Source organism: Streptomyces sp. CA-278952 (assembly GCF_028747205.1).
Lineage (GTDB): Bacteria > Actinomycetota > Actinomycetes > Streptomycetales > Streptomycetaceae > Streptomyces.
The window spans coordinates 3,639,192-3,663,524 of record NZ_CP112880.1 but is presented as its reverse complement, the minus strand read 5'-3'; the positions used below and the strand labels follow the sequence as shown (position 1 = coordinate 3,663,524).

Below are 24,333 nucleotides of genomic sequence, written 5' to 3'. Positions count from 1 at the left end.
ACGGAGCGCTGTGTCGAAGCGGGCCGGGGCTGGTCCGCTCTCCCGGGTTGCCGTCTCGACCGGCGGCGGGGAGACTTGACACAAAAGTGCATGATCGTGCAACCTTCTGGACGTCCGTCAACTCCTGCCGCACCGTCGGGGGATGTTGTTGCTTGCGCGATCAATGACCTGGAGGTCGGCGCATGGCTGAACCCGTGAAGATCAAGATCTGGTCCGACTACGTCTGCCCCTTCTGCATGCTGGCCGAAGGTCCGCTCGAAGAGGCGATCAAGGACGTCGGCGTCGAGGTGGACGTCGAGTGGATGCCCTTCGAGCTGCGTCCCCACCCCCAGCCCACCCTGCGGCCGGAGGACGAGTACCTCCCCAGCATCTGGGAACGGGCCGTCTACCCCATGGCGCGCCGACTGGGCGTCGACATCACGCTCCCCGCCGTCTCTCCTCAGCCGTACACGGCTCTCGCCTTCGAGGGCTATCAGTACGCGGCCGAGCACGGCCTCGGGACCGCCTACAACCAGCGGATGTTCCGCGCCTTCTTCCAGGAGAACCAGGACCTGGGGCAGATCGACGTCCTCGTCGCCCTGGCCGGCGAGATCGGCCTGGACGAGGCCGGCTTCCGGGCCGCGCTGGCGGACGGCACCTATCGCGCCCGGCACCAGGAGGCCCTGCGGGAGGCGGCGGCCCACCGCGTGCAGTCCGTTCCCACCATGCTCGTCGGCGACACCCGGATCGAGGGAGTTCCGCGTCCGGCCCAGTTGCGCAAGGCGATCCTGGACGCCCGGGCACAGCAGGCGGAGGGCGACGTGTACGGCGCCTCCTGCGGCATCGACGGGAGCTGCTGAGGTGCCCGCCACGCATCCCGCCACGCATCCCCCCATGCTTCCCGCCACGCATCCCGCGCTCAAGGCCTGCCGGTTCGCGGGGCTGGAGCTGTGCAACAGATACGCCGTCGCCCCCATGACCCGGGTCTCCGCGACCGAGGACGGCCGGGCCACCCAGGAGATGGCCGCGTACTACGCGGCCTACGCCGAGGGCGGCTTCGGGCTCCTGATCACCGAAGGGACCTACACCGACCGGGCCTTCAGCCAGGGCTACCTGCACCAGCCCGGCATCACGGACGAGGCGCAGGCCGCAGCCTGGAGGCCCGTCGTGGAGAGAGCGCATGCCGCCGGCGCGCGCGTCGTTCTTCAGCTGATGCACGCCGGGGCCGTCTCGCAGGGCAACCGGTTCCGCGACCGGGCCGCGGGCCCGTCGGCGGTCAGGCCACTGGGCGAGCAACTGGCCAAGTACCGCGGCACCGGCCCGTGGCCCGTGCCGATGGAGATGACCCGCCGCCAGATCGCCGAGGCCGTGCACGGCTTCGCCGCCGCCGCGGTCCGCGCCCGCGACGCCGGCTTCGACGGGGTGGAGATCCACGCCGCCAACGGCTATCTGCTCGACCAGTTCCTGACCCCGTACACCAATCTCCGCACCGACGAGTACGGCGGAGGAGTCGAGGAACGCCTGCGGCTCGTACGGGAGGTGACGGCCGAGGTCAGAGGCGCGACCGGGTCCGGTTTCCCGGTCGGCGTCCGCTTCTCCCAGGGGAAGATCAACGATCCCGCCTGGCGATGGCCGGGCGGGGGCGCCGAAGCGGAAGCGGTCTTCACGACGGCCGCCGCGGCCGGGGCCGACTATCTGCATCTCGCGGGAAGCGGACGGGACTGGTTCCCGGAAGGGCGGACGCTGCCCGCGCTCGCCCGGTCGGTCACCGGACTCCCCGTGATCGCCAATGGCGGGCTGCACCAGGAAGCCGTGGCGCGGCGTGTGCTGGACGACGGGCACGCCGATGTCCTGGCCGTCGGGACGGGCGCGCTGGCCAACCCCGACCTGCCGCGCAGGGTGGCCGCGGGGACGGTCCAGGCCGCGTTCGACCCCCGGCTGCTGGAGCCGCTGGCGACCCTGGACAACGCCCGTGCGTACGCGCGTGCTTGACAGTGGTTACATGCACATGCAAGATTAGTTCCCGCAGGGCAAGTTGCCGGCGGAGAGTTGCGGAAGTATCCGCTTGCATGTGCAGGCAAATGACTGAGCGAAATGATCGACGCAGGGCAACTCGGGAGACGAACTGCTGATGGGTACACACGAAAGCGAACTGCTGGGCTACGCCCACGAGGCGGTCCGGATCAGCCGCGAGCACGTCGCGCAGGGCGGTATCCCCTTCTCCGGCGTGGTCGTGGCCGGTGGACGGATTCTGGGGACGGGCTTCAACCGGGTCCGCGAGGACAACGACCCGACCGCCCACGCCGAGGTCGTCGCCCTCAGGGAAGCCGCCACCAAGTACGGGATCCACGCCGTGGCGGGCGCCACCCTCTTCGCCTCCGGCGAGCCCTGCGCCCTGTGCTACCTGGCGGCCCGGTTCGCCGGCATCGGGCACATCGTGCACGCCGCCGACCGCAGGACCGCCGCCCGGTACGGCTTCGACTACACGAGCTCGTACGCCGTCTTCGCCGAGGACCCGGAGAAGTGGCCGATCAAGGTCACCGCGCTGCAACTCCCCGAGGCCGAGCAGCCGTTCCAGGACTTCCTCACCCTGAGTCGATCGCCTCGCTAGCCACCGGACCTCCGCCACGCGGCATCGCCACCCGGCGCCGCTGACTCCGCTCACCCGCACTTCCCGCTCACCCGCACTTCCCGCTCACCCGCACTTCCCGCTCACCCGCACTTCCCGCTCACCCGCACTTCCCGCTCACCCGCACTTCCCGCTCACCCGCACTTCCCGCCCACCCCGTTCATTCACCGCACGGAAGGACCTCCCATGCACTGGCTCTACCTCGCCATCGCCGTCGCCCTCGAGATCGTGGTCGCCATCGCCGCCGGAAAGGCCGAGGGCTTCAAGAACCGCAAGTGGACCGGCATCACCCTGGCCAGCGGCGCCGCCGCGACCTTCTTCCTCAGCAAGGCGCTGCTGACCTTCGACGTCGGCGTCGGCTACGCCCTGTGGACGTCCGTCGCGGGCGTCGGTATCACCGTCCTCGGAGCGCTGTTCTTCGGCCAGCGTCTGAACGCGAACAAGGCGATCGGCATTCTCCTCGTCATCGGTGGCGTCGTCGGCCTGCAGCTGAGCGGCTCCGCCTGAGCCGGAGCCCAGCCTCCGGCCCCGCACGCCTCGCGCACCCCGCGCACCCTGCGCACCCCGCGTAACCACCTGACGCCTTCCCTGAGAGAGGACTCACCTCCCATGTCCAACGCAGCCAAGAGCTCCACCAACGCCTGGCTCTCCCTCCTGCTCGCCGGAGGCTTCGAGATCGGGTACGCGCTCGCCGTCGGCGGCAGCGAGGGCTTCACCGTTCTGACCTGGTCCCTGGTCGCGGTGGTGTTCTTCCTGCTGACGCTCTACGCACTGAGCCTCGCCCTCCGCACGATCGACGTGAGCATCGGCTACGCCGTCTGGGCGGGAATCGGCGCGGTCGGCGCCGCGGTGCTCGGCCCGTTCTTCTTCGACGAGACCCTCACCCTGGCCAAGGGCATCTGGCTGGCCGTCATCATCGTCGGGGTCATCTGGCTGAAGCTCGCCGACCGCACGAAGCCCGAGGCGGCCACCGCGCCCCGCTCCGAGCAGATCGCGGACCGGCCCAGTGCGGTTCAGGTCTGACGTTCCTCGCTCCGCCGGTACGCCGCAGGCGCCCGCCGCCCCTCACGAGGGGGCCGCGGGCGCCTGCGGCGTACCCGTCACTTCGCTGTTCTGCCGCCGTCCACCGCGAGGGCGGATCCGGTGGTGAAGGACGAGGCGTCCGAGCAGAGCCAGGCGGCGGCGCGGGCGATCTCGGTCGGGTCGGCGAGGCGCTGCTGGATCGCCTTGCCGCCGAAGCCGGCGCTCACGGAGGGTCCGGCCGACAGGACGCCGTCCATCATCTCCGTGTCGGTGCTGCCCACCACGAGCGCGTTGACGCGGATGCCGTGCTCGCCGTACTCGGCGGCTGCCGCCCTGGTCAGCCCGATGACCGCGTGCTTCGCGGCCACGTAGGGCGCGGAGGCGGAGGTGGCGCGCACGCCCGCGACGCTGGAGGTGTTGACGACGGAGCCGGCTCCGCCCGGCAGCATGGCGGGTATCTGGGCGCGCAGACAGTTCCACACGCCGCGCACGTTGACGTCCATGGTGCGGTCGAAGACGTCGTCGGGGAGTTCGTGCAGAACCGTTCCGGCGCTGGCGTAACCGGCGTTGTTGAAGGCGCAGTCGAGCTTGCCGAACCGGGCGACCGCCATGGCCACGGCCTGCTCCATGTCCGCCTGGAGGGTGACGTCGCCCGGTACGGCCACCGCCCGGCCGCCGTCCTTCCTTATGCGTTCGGCCACCTCCTCGACCAGCCGGGCCCTGCGGGCCACGAGCACGACGGCGGCTCCCTCGTCGGCGAAGTGCCGGGCCGCCGCGGCGCCGATGCCGCTGGAGGCACCGGTGATCAGCGCCACTTTCCCTTGCAGCAGGCGCCCACCCGGCGTCACGCGCACCGGGCCGGGCCGACCGCGGACAGGGGCGATCTCCAGAACTCCTCCGAGCTCATCTCCCGGTCGATCCGGTGCAGCAGCTCGTCGTCGAGCGCGTCGAGACCGCTGATCACGTGGCGTACGCCCGCCTCCCGCATCAGAGCGCGCTGGTGGCTGTGGACGAAGGAGGAGGGGTGGCCGACGAAGGCGGTGCCGAGCTCGCGGGCCACGTCGGCGACCCGGGCGACGTCGTCGACGAAGAGGGACTGGCCGGGACGGAGCCCGAACACGTCCTCGGATATCTCCTTGAGGCCGGGTCGGATGTCGTTGGTGCAGACGTAGCCGGGCCCGTCGAACAGGTCGGCGTACGACCCCAGATGGCGGTCGAAGTGGTCCTTGCTCAGACCGCCGTAGCAGACCGTGCGCAGGCCCGCGCCCCGCAGCCGGACGAGCAGGTCACGCGCGCCCGGCGTGATCGTGACCGGGTGGCGGTCGAGGTGGGCGGCGCGGTCCTCGAAGTACGCGGCGAGCGCCTCCTCACCCGTCATGCCGCCACCCACGGCGGCCGAGAGCAGCCGACCGGCGATGTGCTGCGGCTGGGAGAAGATCGATCGCTCCAGCTCGGCGGAGTACGTACCGCCTCTGCTGACGATGAAGTGGTGGATGACCGGGCTGAAGGTGTCGTTGAGCAGGACACCGTCGATGTTCAGGGCGGCCAGGCGCAGGGAGATCATGCGGCTCCGTAGATGATCGTCGTGGACGTTCGGTACAGGCAGAGCAGGCACAACAGCCGGGGCGGTCAGGACAGGGCGGAACGGGTCAGGACGGATCGGAACAGGGCAGGGCAGGCCAGGCCAGGCCAAGGTCGGCCAGGGCCGGTCGGGCCAGGGCCGGTCGGGCCAGGGTCGGCCAGGGCCGGGCGGGACTGGGCAGGGCGGGGCGCGCGGGCGGTCCGGCGGTCAGGGCATCATCGCGGCGCCGCGGGCCGGGGCCGCTTCGGCGCGGGTGATCACGGCCGGGACCGCGATGCCCGGGAGCAGCAGGTTCCACATCTGCTGGGTGCGCTCGGGAAGGTCCCTGCGGCCGCTGACGACGTTGGAGTACATCTGCATCCCGGTACAGGCGGAGATCACGAACTCCGCGACCACGATCGGTTCGATCCCCGGCTGCAACTCGCCGTGCTCCCGCGCCTCGTCGAGGCACGAGCTCATGATCCCGCGGAACTTCTCGTACGGGTCGGAGTTCAGGGAGTCGCCGATGGAGGACTGTTCGTTCGTCAGCCGCACGCCGGCCCGGAGCAGCGGGTCGCGCTGCAACTGCCACGACCACACGAGGGTGAGGTCGATGAGCCGCTGCAGTCCGCTGGCGGCGATCAGCGGGACGAGGGTGTCCGGCTGGCTGTTCATCACCGCCTTGGCCAGGTCCTCCTTGGAGCCGAAGTGGAAGTAGAGCGCCCCCGCCGTCACCCCGGCGCGCTTGAGGATGCGCGTGATGCTGGCCCCCGCGTAGCCGTGCTCGTCGAAGACCTCCGCCGCTGCGAGCAGGAGTGCTCGACGGGTCTGTTCTGCCCGCTCTTGCTTCAGTGCCATGCCTCTCACCTTCCCAAAAAGAATGCTCCTTATGTTATCTGAGTGAACAGGGGTTGGAGCAAGTCCGTTCTGGTGAAGATGAGTTGCATAAGGCGACAAAGCATCACCAATGTGACCCAGTGGTTCGCCGCCCTTGACTTGCCAAAAGAAAAGGAACATTATTTTTTGAGTCGGGCACACACGGTTGCTCTCATGCGCCTCTGTGTAGTCGCTCGCTCAAACAACCGATCTTGGGGGGCCAAGTTGTCTGTTTCTGTACTGAACCGTGAAGCGAGACCAGTCCAGCGGCGGCAGGTGCACCAGTGGCAGGTGCACAAACTTCGGAGAGAGGAAGTCCTGCTCACGTCGTGGGCCGAGACGAATCCGGGATGCTACGAAGTCACCGCGCGCTGGCCCCGGGGGCACGCCTTCTACCGTCCGTCGGGGGGGTCGTACGACCCGATGCTGATCGCCGAGAGCGTGCGCCAGACGGTCCCCCTGCTGTCCCACGCCGTGCACGACGTCCCGCGGGAGTTCAAGCAGGCGTGGGAGGACTACAGCTTCGCGGTGGAGCCGTCGGCGTCGCTGGTCACCACCGTCGAGGAAGAGGTGCGCCTGGCGGTGTCCTGCTCGGACGTGGTCCGCCGCGGCAGCAGGTTCGCCGGTATGACGATGCGCGTCGACATCCACCTGGGGGAGCGGCTGATGGGCACCGCGCGCACCCGCTTCAACAACCAGCCCGCGGCCATATACCGGCGACTGCGCGGGAGTTACGCGGACACCGAGGAAGCGCTCGCCGCCTGCCTCCCGGCCGGCCCGCCCGTGGAACCGCACCGGGTGGGCCGGGACTCCCCGGCCGACGTGGTGCTCTCACCGGCGCCGGGCATGGCGCCGGGCCGCTGGATGTTACGGGTGGATCCCGGGCACCCGGTGCTGTTCGACCACGCCGTCGACCACGTGCCCGGGATGCTTCTCCTCGAAGCCGCCCGACAGGCCGCGCACGCCGCCGTCGACGGCGCGTCGACGGTCACCGGGATGCGGACGGACTTCGCGCGGTACGTCGAACTCGACGCCCCCGCCGTCGTCGTGGCCGGCGACCCCGTTCCCGACGGCACGGGCCGCAGCCGTGTGAACGTGTCGATCGAGCAGCACGGCGTCCGCGTCTTCACCTCCGAGGTGAACGTCCAGAGGCCGACCGGCCTGTAGGGCGTGCCGGGCCGCACCACGCGACGCGGCGGGCGGCCGGTATCCCCTCCGTGGGGGGACACCGGCCGCCCGCCGGCGGTCGTCAGGCCGGCACCGGCGTCGGCATCGGCTCCGGTATCGGCATCGGCTCCGGAAGCTCCTCGTGCACCGTGACCGCGACGTGCACCGAGGCCGGGACCGCGAAGCTGGCCTCGTACCCGGGAGGTGCGAGCAGCTGCCGCACCCGCCAGCCGAGCGGCTGGCCGGTGAGATCCAGCCGGTTCATGACGGCGGCCATGCCCTGTCCCGTCGCCTTGGCCATGGCCTCCTTACGGGTCCACAGGCGGGCGAAGTCCCGGACCAGTTCGTCTTCCGGGCGACCGCCCAGCCACTGCTGTTCCTTCGGATGGAGGAACGGCAGATACCCGGCGACGGATTCCGGGGTCGGCCAGGACTCGATGTCGATGCCGATGGTGGCCTCGGCGACCGCGATGGCGACGTGGTCCCCGCTGTGCGACATCGAGAACTCCGGTGCCTCGCCGTCCGGGTCCGGATCGCGGATGGCCGGTCTTCCGTGCGCCCCGCCGCAGCCGGGACACGGCTGCCGCAGAAAGCCGACGCTCCTGGGGGAGCAGCCGAGCGAGGAGCCGAGAACGCTCCGCAACGCCCAGTGGGTGAAGGCGTAGGCATCCCGGCCCGTCTGCTGCGGTATCGAGGCCAGCCGGCCGCGCTCCTTCTCGTCCAGCCAGTCGGGCGGGTCCTCGCCGGGCGTGAGGAGCTGTCCGGCCGGAGCCCGGACGATCCAGATGCCGACCGGATCGAGGACTTCTCCCGGAGGCGCGTCGGACCACTTGAGGTCGTGTGTCATATCGATACGGCTCCTGATGTGACGGGGACCCGGCCGGCCCCCGCCACGGTTCGGATCAGGCGGTTGCTGCGAGCAGCGGCCACGGGCCGGTCGAGGCGTACTGCTCCAGGTCCTCGGAGGCGAGATAGCGCCGGAACCCCGGCACCTGCTCCGCCGGGCGGAGCGCTCCGCGGTACAGCACCATGCCGCGCACACCCGTCCCGTCGTCGTGCCAGCACACGAGCGGGAGGTGGTACTCCGGCGTGTCGCAGGTCTCCTGCACGGCGGCTTGGTAGCCGTACGCGGGCAGCAGGCTCATCGGGCCGCCCCCACGGCGACGCCTCTGGCCGCACCCTCGGGGCGGACGCCGAACAGGGCGCCGTAATCGGTGATCCGCGCGGCCGCCTCGCTTGCGCCCGCGGCGTGCAGCGCGTGCCAGAACAGCACCTGGTTCGCGGTGAGCACGGGAAACCCGAGGCGCTCCTCCAGACCCCCGATGGTCCCCACGGCGCGGATGCCGTTGCCGGCGACCAGAACCGCCTGCGGCCGCTGCGGGGCGACGGCGGTCTCGATCCACTTCACCAGCGCCTCCGGAGTGATCAGCTTCTGGTTGCTGGGCAGGCCGCAGGGGGCGTGGTGGACCACGTCGAAGCCGCGCTCGCCGAAGTACGAGGCACCCAGCGCCGACAACTCGTCGTCGAACCAGGGCGGGTTGACCAGGGCGATCCGCTCCGCGCCCAGGGCGTGGAAGCCGGCCGCGGCGGCGTGGGTCGTGCCGGTGAGCGGGATGCCGCGGGTCCGCTCGGCCAGCCGCTCGAACAGCTTCTGTTCACCGTCGGCGCCCAGGACGTAGGCGGAGCTGGTGAACCCCAGGGCGATGGAGTCCAGCGGGGAGGCGGCGAGCAGCTCGACGGCGTCGTCGATGAAGGGCGGGTCGATGAAGGCGCGCACCGGGTCGTGCGGGATCTTCGGGTCCATCTCCCCACCGGGGCGCATCGCCCCGAAGTGGACGCGCGAACCGTGGATGAAGACGTCGCTCGGCGCCATCGCCTGAAGCTCGGACTCGGGCCCGACGTCCGCGTGCGGAACGACGACGCCGACGCGGGCGACCGCGCCCCAGCCGTCCTCGCGGGCCTGGAACTGCGTCATGGGCTGCTTCTCCTCTTCTGCCGTTCTTCTGCTGTGCCTGCTGTGGCTGCTGTGTTGTTGGCTGTGCCCGCTGTGTGCGCTGTACCGCTACGGGTGGGGGGCGCGGATCAGGCCGCTTCGTCGGCGAGTGAGCCGCCGCTGACGGTGCCGGTGCCGCCCTCGGCCAGGAACTTCGGGTGCTTGCGGCGCATCGTGGCCATCACGAACGCGTACGGGACGTCGTCGAAGTCGCCGTGGTCGGTGAGGAACTCCATGCTCTGCCGCCCCTGCGCGTCGAAGGGGTGGTAGAGGCTGTCGGAGCGGCCGTCGAACTCCAGAGGGGTCATCCCGTACAGCCGGCACAGGAGCTTGTTGAAGACCGGGGTCACCTGGAGCCAGCGGCCTTCGAGATACACGGTGGCCAGGCCGTGGAAGAAGACGTCGCCGCCGATGTAGGAGCGCAGCCGGTCGGAGGCGAGGTGGTTGCGGACGTCGCTGTAGTGCAGCCGGGCGGGGATGCCGACGGCGCGGCAACAGGCCGCGTAGAGAACGGACTTGTGCAGGCAGAAGCCCATGCCGCCGGCGATGATGCTGGACGCCCGGAGGCCCTCGGGCGACAGGTCGGCGCCGTAGACCTCGTAGTGGATGCCGTCGCGCACCGCGTAGTAGAGGGCGACGGCGAGGTCGACCTGGGTGGCGGTCTCGCGGTCGATCCCGTCCAGGGCCTTGTCGACGAAGGCCTTGACGCTCGCGTGTTCGTGGTCGAGGAAGTCGGTGGCCGCCGTGAGGCGGGCGAGGTCGTCGGCGTCCGGCTGGGCGGCCGCGGCGTCGGCGGTCTGCTGCTCGGACAGGGTGGGGGCCAGGGTGTCGGTCATGCGGATGCCTCTCGTCACAGGCCCATCAGGGCGGCGATGCAGTTGCGCTGGATTTCGTTGGTGCCGGAGTAGATGGAGCCGGCGGTGGCGTTGCGCAGCTCGCGCTCGATGCCCGTGCCGGTCAGATAACCGCGGGCGCCGAATATCTGGATGGCGTGCTGGGCGGTGAGCTGGTTGGCCTCGCTGACCACGATCTTGGTGGCGGCGACGTCCAGGGAAGCGTCCTTGCCCTGCTGGACCTTGAGGCCCGTGTCGTACAGCCACTTGCGGGCCGTCTCCACGGCGATCCTCATGTCGGCGATCTTGTGGGCGACCGCCTGGTTCTTGCCGATGGCGCTGCCGAACTGCTGCCGGGTGGTGGCGTGTTCGACCACCCGCTTCAGGCGGTGGGTCATCTCGCCGAGGTTCACGGCGAAGGAGAAGAGGACCTCCCGCTTCATCACGTAGTCCATGATCAGGAAGCCGGCGCCCTCGCTGCCCAGCCGGTTGCCGACGGGCAGCCGTACGTCCTCCAGCGTGACCTCGCTGATCGGGGAGGTGCGGAGCCCCATCGTCTCCAGCGGCTCGCCGACCGTGAGGCCCGGGGTGTCGCGCTCGGCGAGGAAGGTGCTCAGCCCGAAGGCGCCCGGCTTGCCGGTGCGGACGTAGAGCAGGAAGAGGCCGGCCACGGGGGCGTTGGTGATGAACATCTTGCCGCCGTTGAGGACGTACTCGTCGCCCTCGCGGACGGCGGTGGTCCGGATGTTCATCACGTCCGAGCCGTGGCTCGGCTCGGTGATCGCGTGCGCGGTGATGGCCTCGCCGGAGGTGACCTGCGGCAGATAGCGCCCGCGCAGCTCCTCGGAGCCGAACGCCTGGAGCGGGATGCCGACGCTGACGATCTGCGTGGACGCCGAGAAGTTGAGGCCGGCGTCCCGGCTGGTGTGGCCGAGGCCCTCCAGCGCCGCCATGGTCTCGGTGAGGGTCCGGCCGGCGCCGCCGTACTCCGGGGCGAAGGGGAGGGTGAACAGACCGGACCGTTGCAGCGGCTTCCACTTGTCGTGCGGGAACTCGCCGATCCGGTCCCAGTGGGTGACGTCGTCGTTCAGCTCGTCACCGTAGGGCGCTGTGATGCCGTACGTGTCCGGGGCCTTCTCTGCTGCCATGGGTGTTTCGCCTTGCCTTTCGCTGGGCGCTGGGCGCTGGACGCCGGGGGCCGGGTGCCGGGTGCGGGGCCGCGCCGTCGCGGCCCCGCACCCGGCTGTGCGGATCAGTAGCGGGAGAAGCCGTCCTCGGAGAGCGAGTGCTTCTCGTCGCCACGCAGCGCCGGGCTGAAGACGGAGACGAGGAGAAGGTCCTCGTCGTCGGAGGCGATCAGGTGGTGGGCGTCGTTCTTGTCCAGGGCGTAGATGGTCCCGGTCGTGATCTTGTGGTGGTCGCCGTCCACGGTGACGACCTCGCCCGATCCGCCTATGCAGTAGCAGGCCTCCAGGTGGCCGAGGTACTGCAACGCGCTCGACGTGCCCTGGCGGACCAGCGTTTCGCAGACCGTGAAGCCCATGCCGTCGGCCTCGGTGAGCAGGCGGTGGCTGGTGCCGCTGCCCCACTCGATCGCGGGGACGTCGGAGAGAGAACGGACGATCATGGAAGTACTCCTGTCATCGTTGTTTTCTGGACGTGTGCTGCTGGTGCGATGCGTGTGGGGGGCGAGGGGCACGCGCGGGCACGCGAGGGCAGGCCTTGCGCGGTACGCGAGGTTCGTGAGGGTGTGGGGGTGTGGGGTACGCGGTGTTCGCGGAGGTTGTCTCTGCGGGGAGGGGAAGGGCCGTCAGACCGCGGCCGGGGCGGCCTTGCTGACGAAGCCGCGGATGTCCGCGAGCGTGCGGTAGGCGGCCGGCTCCAGCGGGATGTCGTCGACGGGGATGCTGTACGTCTCGGATATCCAGGAGATGAGGCGGACCAGGCCGAGGCTGTTCACGACGGTGCTCTCGATGAGGTCGAAGTCGTCGGTCAGGTCCTCGGCGTCCTCACCGGCGAGGAACTCGTTGACGATGTAGGCGCGGATCGGGTCGTTGGTGACGGTGCTCATCAGACGTCTCCGTTCAGTTGGGTCTTCTTGATCGAATTGCGGTCCGGTTTGCCGGTCGCGGTCTTCGGCAGCGGGGTGCAGGCGAGCCCCACCGAGCTGGGCACGGCGTGGCGCGGCAGGTGCTTCGCCGCGTACGCCCGCAGGCCCAGTGAGCTGAGGGAGGTGCCGTCCCGGCGCACCACTTCGGCGTGCAGCCGGGTGCCGGCCTCGGGGCAGGGCAGGGCGACGACGGCGGCCTCGACGACGTCCGGATGCGCTCCGAGGACGGTCTCGACCTCCAGGGTGTTGGTGCGCACGCCGCGCACCTTGACCTGGAAGTCGGTACGGCCCTGGAGGAAGTAGCGGCCGTCGGCGTCGCGGTGGACGAGGTCGCCGGTGCGGTAGAACATGGCGCCGCCGCCCCGCGGGTCGGGCATGAACGCCTGGGCGTTGCGGGCCTGTTCCAGATATCCGCACGTCTGGAAGGGCGTGTGCACCAGCAGTTCGCCGGTGCCGGGCCCGCGCAGGACCTCGGTGCCGTCGGGTCCCTCGATCAGCAGCACGGCGTCGGTGCCGTCGATCGGGGCGCCGATGGGCAGCGGGTGCACGTACGCGGCCGGATCGATGTCCTGGATGAAGCTGTCGTTGGTCTCCGTACAGCCGAAGACGTTGTGGAAGCGGGCGGCCGGGCAGGCGGCGAACGCGTCCCGCAGCCCCTGCTCGGAGACGGCCTCCCCGGTGAACACGACCGTGCGGACCGTCGGATAGCGGGCGTCGTCCGCGGCCAGGAGCCGGTGCAGCAGCGGAACCCCCTGGATCAGGGTCACCTCGTTGCTCCGGGTGAGCTCGCGCAGATAGCCGGCGTCCCCGCTGGCTCCGGCGTCGGCCAGCACGACGGTGCCGCCGGCCTCCAGCACGGTCCAGACGTCGAGCAGGGCCAGGTCGAAGTTGAGCGGCGAGAAGCTCAGCGATCGGGTGCCGCCGTCGATCCCGAACTTCTCCGTGGCCCAGTCGCCGAAGCGGTCGAAGGCCTCGGTGCGGACCGGGACGAGCTTGGGTACGCCGGTGGAGCCGGAGGTGGTGAGGGTCAGCAGCGACTCCCCGGGGTCGGGGACGCTGAAGCCGTCCGACAGGGTGGGGTCGGCCTCCTCCCGCGACAGGGTCGCACCGCCGCCGGGAACCGCGGCGGCCGACAGCGGGCCGTGGGCCTGGGCGATGAGCGTGGACAGGGCGGCGGCGCCCAGGGCTGGCGACGGGACCAGGGTGTTGATCCCCTGGCGCCAGGCCGCCAGCAGCAGGGCGACGGTCTCCGGCGACTTGTGGGCCGGAACGCACAGGGCGCGTACGGATCCGAAGCCGGCGCCGTCGAGGTCCCCGGCGGCGGGGTGGGTCAGCCGGTCGAGCTCCGCGTAGGTGATCCGCCGGCCGGCGAAGACGAGCGCGGTGCTGTCGGGCTTTTCCTGCACGTGTCTGTCGAATGCCTGCAACAGGCGAGGCGAAGGCAACGGTCCCCCCTAGGTGGATGCGCAGTCTGGCTACGAGAGAGAACCTACGGCCTTTTATTTGCATGGTCAAGCAACTACATCAGAGGATCGAGTGATCCAGGTCACAGTTCGCCCGGGTTCTGAAAAGGAGCCCCGAACATGCAAAAGACGGCGGGAGGCCCGGTCGCCCGGGCCTCCCGCCGTCTGTCGTGGTCTTGTCAGGCGGCGCTGCGCAGTGCCTGTACCGCGCGGGCGAGCTGGTCGTCCGCGCTCGCGGTGTTGAGGGCCGAGCTGAGGACGTCGGCGTACGTGGCGCGGGCGTCCTGGTAGTGCTTGCGGCCCTCGTCGGTGATGACGGCGAAGACCCCGCGCTTGTCGTCGGCGCAGTTGTCCTTGTAGGCGTAGCCGGCGCTGTCCAGCCGCCCCACCAGCCGGGTTACGGAGCTCTGGCCCAGGCCGATGTGGTCCGCGAGCTCCTGCATGCGGCATTCGCCGTTCTCGGCCTGGGTGAGGGCCTCCAGGGCGCGGTACTCGGAGAGGCCGACGCCGTAGCGCCGCTGCAGGGTGTGTGCGAGCTGACGCTCCACGAAGGCGTGCAGGCCGAGGACGGCCTCCCACATGGTCTGGTCGGAGGCGGCGCGCGGCTGCTTGTGGATCGTCATGGAACGGCTCCCCTTCTCGACTGCGATGAACAACAAGATACATGCCCATGCAATCATCTGGGGAGTGGTAGTGCTCAGGAAAGGGACCCCGACCCCTGTATAGTTGTAGGAGCAAGTAAAAGGTCAGTCGTCGCTCATGCCCCCCAGGGTGCTACAGGCGTAAGCGGCCGAGACGAGCGTCATGTGCCGGTGCCAGCCGGGGTAGGAGCGGCCCTCGAAGTCGAGGAGTCCGAAGTCCTCGCCCATGCGGTCGATCGAAGCCTGCGCCCCCTGCGGCGAACGGGCCAGCTCCAGCAGTTCGGCCGGATGGCGGTCGGTGATGTTCGTCAGCCAGATCCGGCCCGGACGCCCGCTGCTCGTGTCCCACTCGGCCATCAGCCGGCCCGCCCCGTGGCTGCGCTCGCCGTCCGGACGCAGCCCGCGTACGGGTGTGTCGTACGAGATGACCTGCCGGCCCGACCCTGCCGGGTGCCGTACACCTCGGCGGATCAGGAGGCCGCGCGCCGACTCCCGCTCACCCGGCGGCAGTTCGGGCCCGGCGAGAGCTGTCTGGCCCGGGATGGCGAGGACGAAGGGGTGCTCGCCGCCCTGGAGCCGCTGTGCCAGTGGCGCGACGTCGCACAGGGCCGTCAGGTCGGCCACCACCGGCGCCGTCCGCCCGTTCGACCAGGACGTCATCTCCTGGACCAGGCGCAGGGCGTGGTCCCACAGCGGCTGGGCCTGCGTCGTCGCGGGGATCTTCGCCCGGTCGCGTACGGCCTCGTCGCGGGTGAACCGGGGAGGCAGGAAGAGTCGCCAGTCGACGGGGACGTGCGTCTGCCCGGCGTCCAGGAACAGGCCGAGTCCGAGCTGGCAGTTGACGGTGCGGCCGGACTCCGGCAGGAAGCGCTGGTGCACCCCGGCCGAGCAGTTGCCGCGCTTGGGCAGCACCGCCGGCGCCAGTGTCCAGGCTCGCACCGGCAGCGTCCGGGAGGCCCAGCGGGCCAGCTCGCCGCGCGCCGGGGCCCACTCCCAAGGGCTGGCGTTGACGAACTGGTGCAGCGACGTCGACGCCGCCTCCGAGCCGGTCACGACGGCCGCCATCCGGCGCACCGTCTTCTTTCCGTCCGTCCGCAGCAGTCCCTGGAGATAGACGCGCCCCCAACGCTGCTGGTCGGAGCGGTGTAAGTGGCCGAACAGGAGCCGGGACAGATCGCCCGGCGGCCGGCCCGTCGCCATGTCGGGCATCTCGTGCGTCGTCGTCACTGCAGGTCCCTCCCAGGTGAGCGTCGCTGAGCAGACTAACAAACATAGAGAATGTTCGTTATATTTCTTACGCAGAGCACGACTACTTGCCGAGGTCCAAGGGAGAAGGCGCATGCAGGAACGGGCGGCCAGGACGCGCCAGGCCGTATTGGAAGCGGCCGCCGACGAGTTCGCCGAGCGCGGCTACGAGGGCGCCTCCCTCCAGCGGATGGGCCGGCGGGCCGCGACCTCGATCGGCGCTCTGACCTTTCACTTCGGGAACAAGACCACCCTGGCCGAGGAGGTGCGCACGACGGGGCGGGCCCGCTTCGAGCGCTGTCTGGAAGACCTCGCGGCCGCCCCCGACCCCTTACGTCAATTGCGCACCCTCATCGGTGCTTTGGCCCGGATGGCGCACGAGGACGCCTTCGTGCGCGCCACGCGCCGCCTGGAGGCCGACGGCCCCGGGGACGTATCGCCGTTGACCGAGGTCTGGCTCCCCGTGCTCCGCGGCCTGCTCGACCGGGCCCACGACGCGCGAAAGCTCCGTCCCGGAGTGTCTCCGGAGGACGCGGTGGCCCTGCTGGCGCATCTCGCGGAGGGCGCTATGGCCGCACACGGAGCGGCCCGGGACTCGGCGACGGAATCGGCGACGGACTCGGCCCGGGAATCGGCTCGGGACTCGGCCCCGGAATCGGCCCCGGACTCGGTCTGGGACTCGGTCGGGGATTCCGTCTGGAACGTCGTCCTGCACGGCCTCGCCGCCGACCGGACTGGTCGGGCGGACGGGGCGGCTGGTCAGGCGGACGGGGCTGGTCAGGCGGGGAGGGCGGAGCAGGTGGGCCGGGCTGGGCAAGAAGGGCTGGCGCGGCAAGCGAGCCGGACATGCCGGACGGACATGACGGACGTGCCCGACGCCGCAGACGCGCCCGACGCCGCGGATGTGACCGCGTGCGGGGCGGAACCCGCCTGAAGGCTGGTTCCGGCCCCCGTTCCGCCCGGTCTCAGGCGGTCGTCCGCAGCGATCTCGCCATCGCGTCCGCCACCTCGTCCAGGAGCTGCGCGCCGGCGCCCGCCGTCAGCCGGCTGCGGACCAGGGCGGCGCCGGCTCCGGCCTGCGGCCAGGCCTGGTAGGCGATCCCGCCGGGACCCTGGTGGCCGAAGGCGCCGGAGCGGACGTCCGGGTGGAGGCCCTCGTCGAGGAGTTGGAGGCCGCCCTCGCCGTATGCGCTGACCCCGCCGAGCAGCGGATCCAGGCCCTCGACCCAGAAGCTCCGCGCCTGGTCCAGCGTGCGGCGCGACAACAGCAACGGCTCCTCGCCCGGGGCCCGTACGGCGTCCGCCGCCAGGACGCCCTGGAGCCGGGCGAGGCCGCGGGCCGACGCGTACGCCCCCAACGAGGGGATGACCGCGTACCGCCGTCGGCTCTCGCTCCACACCCCGGCGTCCGCGGGGAACGGAGACGGGTTGTTCCAGACCCGCCCGGAGAGCCCCGCCCCGCTGTCGCCCGTCCCGCCGCGTCCCGTCCCGCTGTCGCGCGTCCCGCCGCGTCCCGTCCCCCCGCCCCTTCCGCCCTCCGGCGCCGGGAAGCGGGCGCGGAAGCCGGCGTCGTACGAGATCCGGGCGGCGTACGGCAGTTGGTCGGGCACGAGGCCGAAATGGATGTCGAGACCGAGCGGGCCCGCGATCTCCTCCAGGAAGAACAGGTCGAGATCGCGGCCGTCGACCCGGCGGATCACCTCGGCGGCGATCCACCCGGCGGTCCACGGCCCGTGCAGCACGCCGCCCGCCCGCGGGTCCTCCTCGGGGCTGTGCAGTTCGAGCAGCGCGGCCATCATCTGCGGGTTCTCGACATCGCGCTGGTCGAGGTCCGCCGCCATGCCGGGGAGCCGGGCGGTGAACGTCAGCACGTCCCGCAGCGTCACCGCGCCCTTGCCGCGCGTCGCGAACTCCGGCCAGTAGTCGGCGACGGGCCGGTCCAGCGCGAGTGCGCCCATGTCGGCGAGGAGCAGGACCGCCGTGGCCAGGATCCCGTGGGAGCCCGTCAGCACCGGCACGAGGGTGTCGCCGGTCCACGGAGTCCCGGTGACCGGGTCGGCGGTTCCGTGCCAGAGGTCGACGACCGTTTCACCGTCCCGTACGACCGCCAGCGCGGCCCCCTGGGAACCGGCCGGACCCGTGTCCCGGCAGGCGCGTTCGAAGGAATGGCGTACGGAGGCGAACCCGGGCGCCGTGGTTCCGTGGACGCCGGCCGTCGTCGGCCGGGGCCGGGGCCGCGGGAGGACCTGCCGTACCAGAGAGGTCGTCATGTCAAGAACTCCAGGAGTGGTGGGGAGCCAGGGACAGGGGCGGGCGGTGCGTGGGCCGGGCGCGGCTCACACCTCGGGGGCGCCCGCCGGGTAGGGCAGGAACTCCAGGTCGGTCAGGTCCTGTTCGGTCAGGCGGATCCGGTCGCCGCCGAGGTTCTCCGCGAGGTGGTACGGCACCGTCGTGCCGGGCAGCGCCACCACGTGCTCGCCGAGCCGGAGCAGCCACGCCAGGGCGACCTGCGCGGAGGTGGCCTCGTGCCGGGCGGCCACCTGGGCGACCGCCTGCGTGAGGGCGTAGTTGTGGCGGATGGCGCGCGGGGCGAAGCGGGGCTGGGTGCGCCGCCAGTCGTCCGGGGCCAGGTCGTCGGCGCGGGACAGCGCGCCGGTCAGCAGACCGCGGCCGAGCGGAGCGCCGGCCAGCAGCGCGATCCGGCGCTCCACCGCGTACGGCACGACGTCGTCGAGACCGCAGCGGGTGAAGAGCGACACCTCGGCGGCCATCGCCGCCGCCTCGTGCACGGCTTCGGCGGCGCGCGCCTCCGGGACGGTGACGACGGGCAGCCCCAGCATGCGGATCTTCCCCGCCCAGACCTGCTCGGCCAGCGCACCCCAGCTCTCCTCCAGCGGCACGCCCGGATCGACGCGGCGCAACAGATAGAGGTCGATGTGGTCCACGTGCAGCCGGCGCAGGCTCTCGTCGACCGCGGCCCGCAGCGCCTGCGGACCGCCCGCGGGCCGCAGCGCCCCGTCGGCGTCGCCGAGCAGGCCGCCGCCGGTACACAGCACCACCTCGTCCCGGCGCCCGCGGATGGCCTCACCGATCAGCCGCTCGTTGTCCCCGGCCGCGTAGGCGCCCGCCGTCTCGACGAGGTTGACCCCGAGGTCCACCGCCTCCTGGACCAGCGATACGGCCTTGCTCCTGTCCCTGAGGGACGGGGCGTAGCGGTACGAGAGTCCCATCGCGCCCAGTCCCAGCCGTCCGACGACCGGCCCGTCCCTGCCCAGTGTTGTGGTTCGCATCCTGCGAGAACTCCCTTCTCCACAGAGGAAAGCGACCACCTCATAGCAACAGCCCGCGCTGCCGAAGCACAGCATCCCGTTCCTACTTGCCGACCTCTGGACGACTTCGGGATGTTCGCCGGGCCCGGAGCCGGTCCCTCGCTCCTGGAGTCAGGGAGCCGAAGCCGCCGCGTCCGGGGTGCCGGGGTCCGGCGCCGTGATCCGCGCGATCGCCTCGACCGTCAGGGCGCGCTCGTGGGGCTCGGTCTCCAGGGCGCGGTGGATCGACAGGCCCTCGATGAGCGCGTCGAGCTGACGGGCGGTGGCCGGGTCGAAGTGCCATTCCAGGGCGCGGCGGCTGCGACCCATCCAGGTGCGGGTGAGCTCGCGGTAGGCGGGCCGGCGAGCGGCGAGGGTGTAGAGCTCGTGGGTGAGGATCAGCTCGCGCTGGTTGCCGCCGGAGAGGTGGTGGACGAGATCGGCGACGGCCCCGCGCGCCTCGTCGGGGGTGCTCGCGGCGCCGAGGCGTTCCTCGAAGACGGCGACGATCGTGCCGGAGAAACGGGTGAACGCCTCGTGCAGCAGCTCGTCCATGCCGGAGAAGTGGTACGTCATCGAGCCGAGCGGCACGCCCGCGCGGGCGGCGACCTTACGGTGCGAGACACCCGCGACGCCCTCGTCGACGATGAGGTCCAGCACGGCGTCGATGATGCGGTCCCGCCGTTCTGGGTCGGTGCGCCCTGTCGCCACGCGGGGCCTCCTCGGTGGGCTCGGTCCTGCTCGCAGCATAGAGCGCGGGGGAGAGGGGCGGCCGTGCGGCCGACGGGCCGCCGAGGGGAATGTACGAACGTACGCCTCGGGCGTACGCTCGTACGCCGGAAGTGCTTCCCACCTGTCTGCCGAGGCCCGACTCCCGTGAAGAACCCGCCGGTCATGGACGCCACCACCCGCCGCTGGCGCGCGGCGCTCTTCCTCTTCATGCTCGCCACCGGGGTGAGCATGGCGTCCTGGGTCGCCCGCACCCCGGCCGTCCGGGACGCGTTGGACGTGACGACCGGATCGATGGGTCTGGTGCTGTTCGGGCTCTCCGTCGGGTCGATGGCCGGGGTGCTGGTCTCCGGCGGGCTGGTGCGCAGGCACGGCGGGCGGCTGGTGATCGCCGTCGGTGCGGGGCTGCTCGTGGCCGGGCTGCTGGTGATCGCCGGGGGAGCGGCGCTGGAGGTGTCGGCCGGGGTGTTCTGCGGACTGGCTCTGTTCGGTGCCGGGATGGGTCTGGCGGAGGTGGCGTTCAACATCGAGGGCGCGGCCGTCGAACGGGCCGTGGGCCGCCCGGTCCTGCCGGTGCTGCACGGCTGCTTCAGCCTGGGGACCGTGGTCGGCGCGCTGGTCGGGATGGGGCTGACGGCGGTCCGGTTCCCGGTCGGCCGGCACCTGGCGGTGATAGCCGTCGCCGTCGCGGCGGCCGGGGTGTGGACCGTACGGGCGCTGCCGGCGGGCACGGGGAAGGAGGGGCCGGAGGCCGGTGACGGGGAGGCCGGTGACGGGGGGCGGACCGGGGGCGTGCGCGCGCAGGTGGAGGTCTGGCGGGACCGGCGGCTGGTGCTGATCGGCCTGATCGTGCTGGCCATGGCCTTCGCGGAGGGCTCGGCCAACGACTGGCTGCCGCTGCTGATGGTGGACGGCCACGGGACGAGTGCGACGGCCGGTTCGCTGACGTTCATGCTGTTCGCCGTCGCGATGACGACGGGCCGGTTCACGGGCGGGCCCCTGCTGGTGCGCTACGGCCCGGCGGCCGTGGTCCGGGCCAGCGCCCTGGTGGCGGCGGTCGGCGTGGCCCTGGTGATCTTCTCCGACAGCGCGCTGCTCGCCGGGGCGGCCGTGGTGCTGTGGGGGCTCGGCGCCTCCCTCGGGTTCCCGGTCACGATCTCGGCGGCGGGCGAGGGCGTGCGGAACGCTTCGGCCCGGGTCGCGGCGGTGTCGACGGCGGGCTACGCGGCGTTCTTGGTCGGCCCGCCCTCGCTGGGCTTCCTGGCGGACCATGTGGGGCTGCGGAACGCGATGGTGGTGGTGCTCGTCCTGCTGGCCGGCGCGGCGCTGATCACCCGGGCGCTGCGGACGCCGTCCTCCGGGGCGGGCGTGGAGCCGCCCGGTGCGCAGGTTCCCGGGGTCTCTCAGTCCGACCTGGTGTAGATCAGGCTCTCGCCCGTCCCGGCAGTGGACCGGCGCAGGTCCCCGTCCGGGAGCAGGGTCAGTTCGGTGGGCTTCCCGGGCGTGCAGGAGGAGGCCGGGCGGCCGGAGGACACCGTGGAGGGCCCGATTCGGACCGGGCCGTCCTCGGCGGGCCGGTCGGAGAGGGGGGCGGTGAACTCGCAGTGGTACGTGGATCCGGAGGCGAGGGGACCCTCGGCGGTGAGGACGAGGATCTGGTCGCCCACTTTTCCCTGCCGGATGGTCAACGTCCGTGAGGCAGTGCCCTGTTCGCCGGGTATGGAGCCGGTCCAGGTCCCCAGGAAGCCCTTCGGGACGGCTCCTTCGCCGCTCTGCTGCCCGCCGCCACCGCCGGTTGCGGTGGAGCCCGACGGGCCGGGGGAGGCGGTCGTCCCCGGGGCGGTGCCGTTCATGAACGCGTACACCGATCCGCCCGCCCCGATCGCCACGACCACGGCGACGGCGACCAGCGCGGCGGTGGCCCCGGCGGAGCGGCGCTCCCGGGCGGGCGGGGGAGCGGTGGGAGCGAAGTAGGCCGGAGGGGAGGCCTGTTCGTCGGTACGGCCGGGGGCCGGCTGCGGCGCCGGGTGAGGGGCCGGGTGCGGGGCGGCGGGGGTGCCGTACGGCGAGTGGTGCGGGGTGTAGGGGCGCTGCGGATGCTGAGCGCCCTGGGCGCCTGGAGGCCCGTGGGCACCCTGAGGTCCATGGGCCCCCTGAGGTCCGTGCGGAGCTTGCCGACCGCGTGGGTCCTCCGGGCCATCCCGGCCATCCCGGCCATCCCGGCCCTCCGGGTCCGCCGGGTCCTCCGCGTCGAGCAACCCCACTGCGTGTCGGCCGAGTTGGGCGATCAGGGTGGCGGGCAGCCAGGGTTCGTCCACCTGTGCCTGCGTCTGCGTCTCCGCCTCCGCCTCGCCGAGGCGGGCCAGGATCTCGCCGGTGCCGGGGCGGGCCGCCGGGTCCTTCGCCAGGCAGTCCCGGACGACGCCGGCCAGGTCATCCGGAACCCCGGTCAGGTCCGGGCCCTCCTGGGCTATCCGGAACATCAGGGCGTGGACCCCGCCGCTCTCCGTCGTACCGAACGGCAGCCGCCCCGAGGCGGCGTACGCGAGGACGGACCCGAGGCAGAACACGTCGCACGCGGTGGTCACGCGCTCGCCGCGCACCTGCTCGGGGGCCATGAAGCCGGGGGAGCCGACCAGGGCCCCGGTACGGGTCAGATCACCGTCGGGCACGGACTCCAGGGCGCGGGCGATCCCGAAGTCGATGACCCGGGGGCCGTCGATGGTCATCAGGACGTTGGAGGGCTTCAGGTCCCGGTGGATGAGCCCGGCCCCATGGATGTGCTGGAGCGCGTGGGCGAGCCCGGAGCCGAGGAACCGTACGGAACGCAACGGCAGCGGCCCGTACGCCCCCGAGTCCGTGACCGGGGCGCCGGAGCGTCCCGAGACGATGCGCTGGAGGGAGGGCCCGGCGACGTAACCGGTGGCGACCCAGGGGACGGGTGCCTCGGTGTCGGAGTCCAGCACCGGTGCGGTCCACGCGCCGCCGACGCGATGCGCGGCACGGACCTCCTGGCGGAAGCGGGCCCGGAATTCGGGCTGCTCGGCGAGCTCGCGGCGGACGAGCTTGAGGGCGACGGTGCGGCCGCGGTCGGAGCGGGCGAGGAAGACCTGGCCCATGCCGCCCTCGCCCAGGCGGCCGAGAAGACGGTACGCACCGATGCGGTGCGGGTCGTCGGACCCGAGCTTGTCCATGGTGCGCTTCCTCCCCGTGCGGCCCGCAAGAGGATAGCGCCGCACCCCTGCCCCGCACTCCCCAGCCCGTCCGGCCTTTGAGGACGGACCCGCATTCTCCAGCCCGTCCGGCGTTTGAGGACGGACCCCTGGCCCGGGACGGGGTGGGCCCGCACATTTCAGCCCGTCCGGCGCTTGAGGACGGAACCCTTGATCGGACAGGGCCGACGCACTCAACAACGCCGGTGCCCCGGAGGAGCCAACCCGACAAGGCCGGGGCCCGACATCGGCAGGGTTCCGTCCTCAAGTGCCGGACGGGCTGGGGTGGGGCGCCCTCGCACGGGGGCCGGGGCCCGACGCCGGCAGGGTTCCATCCTCAAGCGCCGGACGGGCCGGGGTGGGGCAACCTCGCACGGGGGCCGGGGCCGGGGCCCGACACCGACACGGCCCCGTCCTCAGGCGCCGGACGGGCCGGCGTGGCCCGGGCCGGAATCGGCCGCCCCCGCAGCGGTCAGATTCTCCACCGCCCCCGACAACCGCTCAAGCACCCGCACCGTCTCCGCCAGCCCCTCCACCCCCAGCTCCCCCACGAGCCTCGCGGCGAACTCCGCGTGCGGCGGGCCGATCCGGGAGACCGCCTCCCGCCCCGCCTCCGTCACCCGCAACAGCTTCGCCCGGCGATGGGCCGGATTCTCCGCGTACTCCGCGAGCCCCCGCCCGACCAGCAGATCTGCGATCCGCTGCACGCTCTGCCGGGTGATCCCCATCGCCCGGGCGATCCCCGACACCGGCAACGGCTCCCGCAGCACCGCCCCCAGCACCTGCCACCACGCCGCCGTGAGGCCGCCCGGCCGCGCCAGCTCGTCGGCCACCCCGAGGAACTGCCCGTTCAGCCGGAACACCGACAACGCCGTACGGCTCAACAGATCCTGCTGGGCCCGGACATCACCCGCTTCCGCCGCCTCACTCACCTTCCAGCACCTCGTACGCGCCGGCGTCCGAGTCGTGGAACAGCCGGTACCACGCGTCCAGCTTCTCCGGCCCGTAGACCCCGAGCAGCGCGAAGACCTCCCGCGCGAACGCCACCGGCTCCGTCGGCCCGGCCGTGATCAGCCCGCCGTCGGTGACCGCGTCCGCTTCCACGTACCGTGAGCCGCCCGCGTACCCCGTCGCCGCGAGGTAGAAGGAGACCGCGCTCGTGTGTGTGCGGCCGTCCAGCAGGCCCTCCCGCGCCAGCCCGGCCGTCGCCCCGCAGATGGCCGCGACCGGGACCCCCGCGTCCAGGAAGCCCCGGGCCGCCCGCGCGAACGGGGCCAGCCCGTCGCCCGCGTCCCACGTGTCCGCACCGGTCAGGATGAGCAACGCGCTGTCCTGCGGGCGTAGTTCGTCCAACGACAGGTCGGGCTGGACGCGCAGGCCGCCCATGGTCGTCACCGGCTCCCGGGAAGGGCCCACGGTCCGGACGGTGTAGCCGTGCCGTGCGAGATGGGCGGTGGTGTGCCCGGTCTCCCAGTCGGCGAAGGTGTCGTAGACGGCGAGATGCACGGTGTTGCTGCTGCTGCTGCTGCTGTTGCTGGTCATGGTGACCTCCTCAGCTCGATGA

General features: G+C 71.8%; 27 protein-coding genes. 8 read left to right on the top strand and 19 right to left on the bottom strand.

The genetic code is table 11. The features are described 5' to 3' along the window. Positions 1 to 182: 182 nt before the first annotated feature. The 5 genes from N7925_RS16335 (at position 183) to N7925_RS16315 (ending at position 3,631) form a co-directional block, all read left to right on the top strand. The gene (locus N7925_RS16335) at positions 183 to 839 is read left to right on the top strand and encodes a DsbA family oxidoreductase (protein ID WP_265600338.1); all 657 of its coding nucleotides are present in this window, start codon (positions 183 to 185) and stop codon (positions 837 to 839) included. 34 nt (positions 840 to 873) lie between these two features. Next, complete coding sequence (locus tag N7925_RS16330) at positions 874 to 1,971, top strand: NADH:flavin oxidoreductase (protein WP_274344270.1); 1,098 nt, start codon at positions 874 to 876, stop codon at positions 1,969 to 1,971. Between the two features lie 139 nt (positions 1,972 to 2,110). Further along, entirely contained in the window at positions 2,111 to 2,590 is a 480-nt protein-coding gene (locus N7925_RS16325) for a nucleoside deaminase (protein ID WP_265600336.1), read from the top strand. Between the two features lie 204 nt (positions 2,591 to 2,794). Beyond that, on the top strand, positions 2,795 to 3,115 hold the full coding sequence (locus N7925_RS16320) for a DMT family transporter (protein WP_265600335.1): 321 nt from the start codon (positions 2,795 to 2,797) through the stop codon (positions 3,113 to 3,115). A gap of 102 nt (positions 3,116 to 3,217) precedes the next feature. Then, positions 3,218 to 3,631 (top strand): DMT family transporter, encoded by a 414-nt coding sequence (locus N7925_RS16315; RefSeq protein WP_274344269.1) that lies wholly within the window; start codon positions 3,218 to 3,220, stop codon positions 3,629 to 3,631. A gap of 77 nt (positions 3,632 to 3,708) precedes the next feature. Here N7925_RS16315 and N7925_RS16310 read toward each other — a convergent pair whose 3' ends face one another. From N7925_RS16310 to N7925_RS16300, 3 genes are all read right to left on the bottom strand, one after another. Beyond that, positions 3,709 to 4,446, bottom strand: coding sequence for an SDR family NAD(P)-dependent oxidoreductase (locus N7925_RS16310; protein WP_416222900.1), 738 nt, complete (start codon positions 4,444 to 4,446; stop codon positions 3,709 to 3,711). A gap of 29 nt (positions 4,447 to 4,475) precedes the next feature. Further along, positions 4,476 to 5,195: an HAD family phosphatase gene (locus N7925_RS16305; protein ID WP_274344267.1), complete on the bottom strand. Its 720-nt coding sequence runs from the start codon at positions 5,193 to 5,195 to the stop codon at positions 4,476 to 4,478. 225 nt (positions 5,196 to 5,420) lie between these two features. After that, positions 5,421 to 6,050, bottom strand: a complete 630-nt coding sequence (locus N7925_RS16300) for a ScbR family autoregulator-binding transcription factor (RefSeq protein WP_265600332.1) — start codon at positions 6,048 to 6,050, stop codon at positions 5,421 to 5,423. A 294-nt stretch (positions 6,051 to 6,344) separates the two neighbouring features. Between N7925_RS16300 and N7925_RS16295 the strand changes: the two genes are divergently transcribed. Continuing rightward, positions 6,345 to 7,235 carry a ScbA/BarX family gamma-butyrolactone biosynthesis protein gene (locus tag N7925_RS16295; RefSeq protein WP_274346483.1) on the top strand — a complete coding sequence of 297 codons (891 nt, stop codon included), beginning with the start codon at positions 6,345 to 6,347 and terminating at the stop codon, positions 7,233 to 7,235. Positions 7,236 to 7,317: 82 nt separating this feature from the next. Here the strand turns inward: N7925_RS16295 and N7925_RS16290 are convergent, their stop codons facing one another. The 10 genes from N7925_RS16290 to N7925_RS16245 all read right to left on the bottom strand — a co-directional run bounded on the left by N7925_RS16290 (position 7,318) and on the right by N7925_RS16245 (position 15,502). Further along, the gene (locus tag N7925_RS16290) at positions 7,318 to 8,082 is read right to left on the bottom strand and encodes a 4'-phosphopantetheinyl transferase family protein (RefSeq protein ID WP_274344266.1); all 765 of its coding nucleotides are present in this window, start codon (positions 8,080 to 8,082) and stop codon (positions 7,318 to 7,320) included. A 55-nt stretch (positions 8,083 to 8,137) separates the two neighbouring features. Then, positions 8,138 to 8,380, bottom strand: a complete 243-nt coding sequence (locus N7925_RS16285) for a DUF6253 family protein (RefSeq protein WP_265600329.1) — start codon at positions 8,378 to 8,380, stop codon at positions 8,138 to 8,140. After that, positions 8,377 to 9,210 carry a maleate cis-trans isomerase family protein gene (locus N7925_RS16280; protein WP_274344265.1) on the bottom strand — a complete coding sequence of 278 codons (834 nt, stop codon included), beginning with the start codon at positions 9,208 to 9,210 and terminating at the stop codon, positions 8,377 to 8,379. Before N7925_RS16280 ends, N7925_RS16285 begins: the two co-directional genes overlap by 4 nt. A 107-nt stretch (positions 9,211 to 9,317) precedes the next feature. Next, on the bottom strand, positions 9,318 to 10,064 hold the full coding sequence (locus tag N7925_RS16275) for a transglutaminase-like domain-containing protein (RefSeq protein ID WP_265600327.1): 747 nt from the start codon (positions 10,062 to 10,064) through the stop codon (positions 9,318 to 9,320). Between the two features lie 14 nt (positions 10,065 to 10,078). Further along, a complete protein-coding gene (locus N7925_RS16270) occupies positions 10,079 to 11,209 on the bottom strand; it encodes an acyl-CoA dehydrogenase family protein (RefSeq protein ID WP_274344264.1) in 1,131 nt (376 codons plus the stop codon). Between the two features lie 104 nt (positions 11,210 to 11,313). Next, positions 11,314 to 11,688 carry an ectoine synthase gene (locus N7925_RS16265; RefSeq protein ID WP_265600325.1) on the bottom strand — a complete coding sequence of 125 codons (375 nt, stop codon included), beginning with the start codon at positions 11,686 to 11,688 and terminating at the stop codon, positions 11,314 to 11,316. A 183-nt stretch (positions 11,689 to 11,871) separates the two neighbouring features. Then, positions 11,872 to 12,132, bottom strand: a complete 261-nt coding sequence (locus N7925_RS16260; protein WP_265600324.1) for an acyl carrier protein — start codon at positions 12,130 to 12,132, stop codon at positions 11,872 to 11,874. Continuing rightward, on the bottom strand, positions 12,132 to 13,577 hold the full coding sequence (locus N7925_RS16255; protein ID WP_274344263.1) for an AMP-binding protein: 1,446 nt from the start codon (positions 13,575 to 13,577) through the stop codon (positions 12,132 to 12,134). The genes N7925_RS16260 and N7925_RS16255 overlap by 1 nt, the downstream gene beginning before the upstream one ends. Before the next feature lie 236 nt (positions 13,578 to 13,813). Continuing rightward, a complete protein-coding gene (locus N7925_RS16250) occupies positions 13,814 to 14,257 on the bottom strand; it encodes a MarR family winged helix-turn-helix transcriptional regulator (RefSeq protein WP_007452970.1) in 444 nt (147 codons plus the stop codon). 123 nt (positions 14,258 to 14,380) lie between these two features. Continuing rightward, on the bottom strand, positions 14,381 to 15,502 hold the full coding sequence (locus N7925_RS16245; protein ID WP_274344262.1) for an IS701 family transposase: 1,122 nt from the start codon (positions 15,500 to 15,502) through the stop codon (positions 14,381 to 14,383). Positions 15,503 to 15,614: 112 nt separating this feature from the next. On the opposite strand from N7925_RS16245, the gene N7925_RS16240 reads away from it, so the two are divergent. Continuing rightward, positions 15,615 to 16,454 (top strand): TetR family transcriptional regulator, encoded by an 840-nt coding sequence (locus tag N7925_RS16240; RefSeq protein ID WP_274344261.1) that lies wholly within the window; start codon positions 15,615 to 15,617, stop codon positions 16,452 to 16,454. 31 nt (positions 16,455 to 16,485) lie between these two features. Here the strand turns inward: N7925_RS16240 and N7925_RS16235 are convergent, their stop codons facing one another. The 3 genes from N7925_RS16235 to N7925_RS16225 form a co-directional block, all read right to left on the bottom strand. Next, entirely contained in the window at positions 16,486 to 17,790 is a 1,305-nt protein-coding gene (locus N7925_RS16235) for a serine hydrolase domain-containing protein (protein ID WP_274344260.1), read from the bottom strand. 66 nt (positions 17,791 to 17,856) lie between these two features. Next, positions 17,857 to 18,810, bottom strand: a complete 954-nt coding sequence (locus N7925_RS16230) for an aldo/keto reductase (RefSeq protein WP_274344259.1) — start codon at positions 18,808 to 18,810, stop codon at positions 17,857 to 17,859. Positions 18,811 to 18,960: 150 nt separating this feature from the next. Then, positions 18,961 to 19,539, bottom strand: coding sequence for a TetR/AcrR family transcriptional regulator (locus tag N7925_RS16225; RefSeq protein ID WP_265600318.1), 579 nt, complete (start codon positions 19,537 to 19,539; stop codon positions 18,961 to 18,963). Between the two features lie 165 nt (positions 19,540 to 19,704). On the opposite strand from N7925_RS16225, the gene N7925_RS16220 reads away from it, so the two are divergent. Continuing rightward, positions 19,705 to 20,979, top strand: coding sequence for an MFS transporter (locus N7925_RS16220; protein WP_274344258.1), 1,275 nt, complete (start codon positions 19,705 to 19,707; stop codon positions 20,977 to 20,979). Here N7925_RS16220 and N7925_RS16215 read toward each other — a convergent pair. From N7925_RS16215 to N7925_RS16205, 3 genes are all read right to left on the bottom strand, one after another. Continuing rightward, positions 20,961 to 22,751: a serine/threonine-protein kinase gene (locus N7925_RS16215; protein WP_274344257.1), complete on the bottom strand. Its 1,791-nt coding sequence runs from the start codon at positions 22,749 to 22,751 to the stop codon at positions 20,961 to 20,963. The two genes, N7925_RS16220 and N7925_RS16215, sit on opposite strands and share 19 nt — an antisense overlap. A gap of 434 nt (positions 22,752 to 23,185) precedes the next feature. Beyond that, positions 23,186 to 23,701 (bottom strand): MarR family winged helix-turn-helix transcriptional regulator, encoded by a 516-nt coding sequence (locus tag N7925_RS16210; RefSeq protein ID WP_274344256.1) that lies wholly within the window; start codon positions 23,699 to 23,701, stop codon positions 23,186 to 23,188. Beyond that, positions 23,694 to 24,311, bottom strand: a complete 618-nt coding sequence (locus N7925_RS16205; RefSeq protein WP_274344255.1) for a type 1 glutamine amidotransferase family protein — start codon at positions 24,309 to 24,311, stop codon at positions 23,694 to 23,696. Before N7925_RS16205 ends, N7925_RS16210 begins: the two co-directional genes overlap by 8 nt. Positions 24,312 to 24,333: the final 22 nt, after the last annotated feature.

Coding starts and splice junctions, on each gene's coding strand:
- N7925_RS16285 (WP_265600329.1), bottom strand. CDS start 8,380: ATGAGCCTGCTGCCCGCGTACGGCTACCAAGCCGCCGTGCAGGAGACC.
- N7925_RS16280 (WP_274344265.1), bottom strand. CDS start 9,210: ATGACGCAGTTCCAGGCCCGCGAGGACGGCTGGGGCGCGGTCGCCCGC.
- N7925_RS16230 (WP_274344259.1), bottom strand. CDS start 18,810: ATGCGAACCACAACACTGGGCAGGGACGGGCCGGTCGTCGGACGGCTG.
- N7925_RS16330 (WP_274344270.1), top strand. CDS start 874: ATGCTTCCCGCCACGCATCCCGCGCTCAAGGCCTGCCGGTTCGCGGGG.
- N7925_RS16205 (WP_274344255.1), bottom strand. CDS start 24,311: ATGACCAGCAACAGCAGCAGCAGCAGCAGCAACACCGTGCATCTCGCC.
- N7925_RS16250 (WP_007452970.1), bottom strand. CDS start 14,257: ATGACGATCCACAAGCAGCCGCGCGCCGCCTCCGACCAGACCATGTGG.
- N7925_RS16290 (WP_274344266.1), bottom strand. CDS start 8,082: ATGACACACGACCTCAAGTGGTCCGACGCGCCTCCGGGAGAAGTCCTC.
- N7925_RS16235 (WP_274344260.1), bottom strand. CDS start 17,790: ATGACGACCTCTCTGGTACGGCAGGTCCTCCCGCGGCCCCGGCCCCGG.
- N7925_RS16265 (WP_265600325.1), bottom strand. CDS start 11,688: ATGATCGTCCGTTCTCTCTCCGACGTCCCCGCGATCGAGTGGGGCAGC.
- N7925_RS16300 (WP_265600332.1), bottom strand. CDS start 6,050: ATGGCACTGAAGCAAGAGCGGGCAGAACAGACCCGTCGAGCACTCCTG.
- N7925_RS16270 (WP_274344264.1), bottom strand. CDS start 11,209: ATGGCAGCAGAGAAGGCCCCGGACACGTACGGCATCACAGCGCCCTAC.
- N7925_RS16305 (WP_274344267.1), bottom strand. CDS start 5,195: ATGATCTCCCTGCGCCTGGCCGCCCTGAACATCGACGGTGTCCTGCTC.
- N7925_RS16335 (WP_265600338.1), top strand. CDS start 183: ATGGCTGAACCCGTGAAGATCAAGATCTGGTCCGACTACGTCTGCCCC.
- N7925_RS16325 (WP_265600336.1), top strand. CDS start 2,111: ATGGGTACACACGAAAGCGAACTGCTGGGCTACGCCCACGAGGCGGTC.
- N7925_RS16240 (WP_274344261.1), top strand. CDS start 15,615: ATGCAGGAACGGGCGGCCAGGACGCGCCAGGCCGTATTGGAAGCGGCC.
- N7925_RS16320 (WP_265600335.1), top strand. CDS start 2,795: ATGCACTGGCTCTACCTCGCCATCGCCGTCGCCCTCGAGATCGTGGTC.
- N7925_RS16260 (WP_265600324.1), bottom strand. CDS start 12,132: ATGAGCACCGTCACCAACGACCCGATCCGCGCCTACATCGTCAACGAG.
- N7925_RS16215 (WP_274344257.1), bottom strand. CDS start 22,751: ATGGACAAGCTCGGGTCCGACGACCCGCACCGCATCGGTGCGTACCGT.
- N7925_RS16315 (WP_274344269.1), top strand. CDS start 3,218: ATGTCCAACGCAGCCAAGAGCTCCACCAACGCCTGGCTCTCCCTCCTG.
- N7925_RS16275 (WP_265600327.1), bottom strand. CDS start 10,064: ATGACCGACACCCTGGCCCCCACCCTGTCCGAGCAGCAGACCGCCGAC.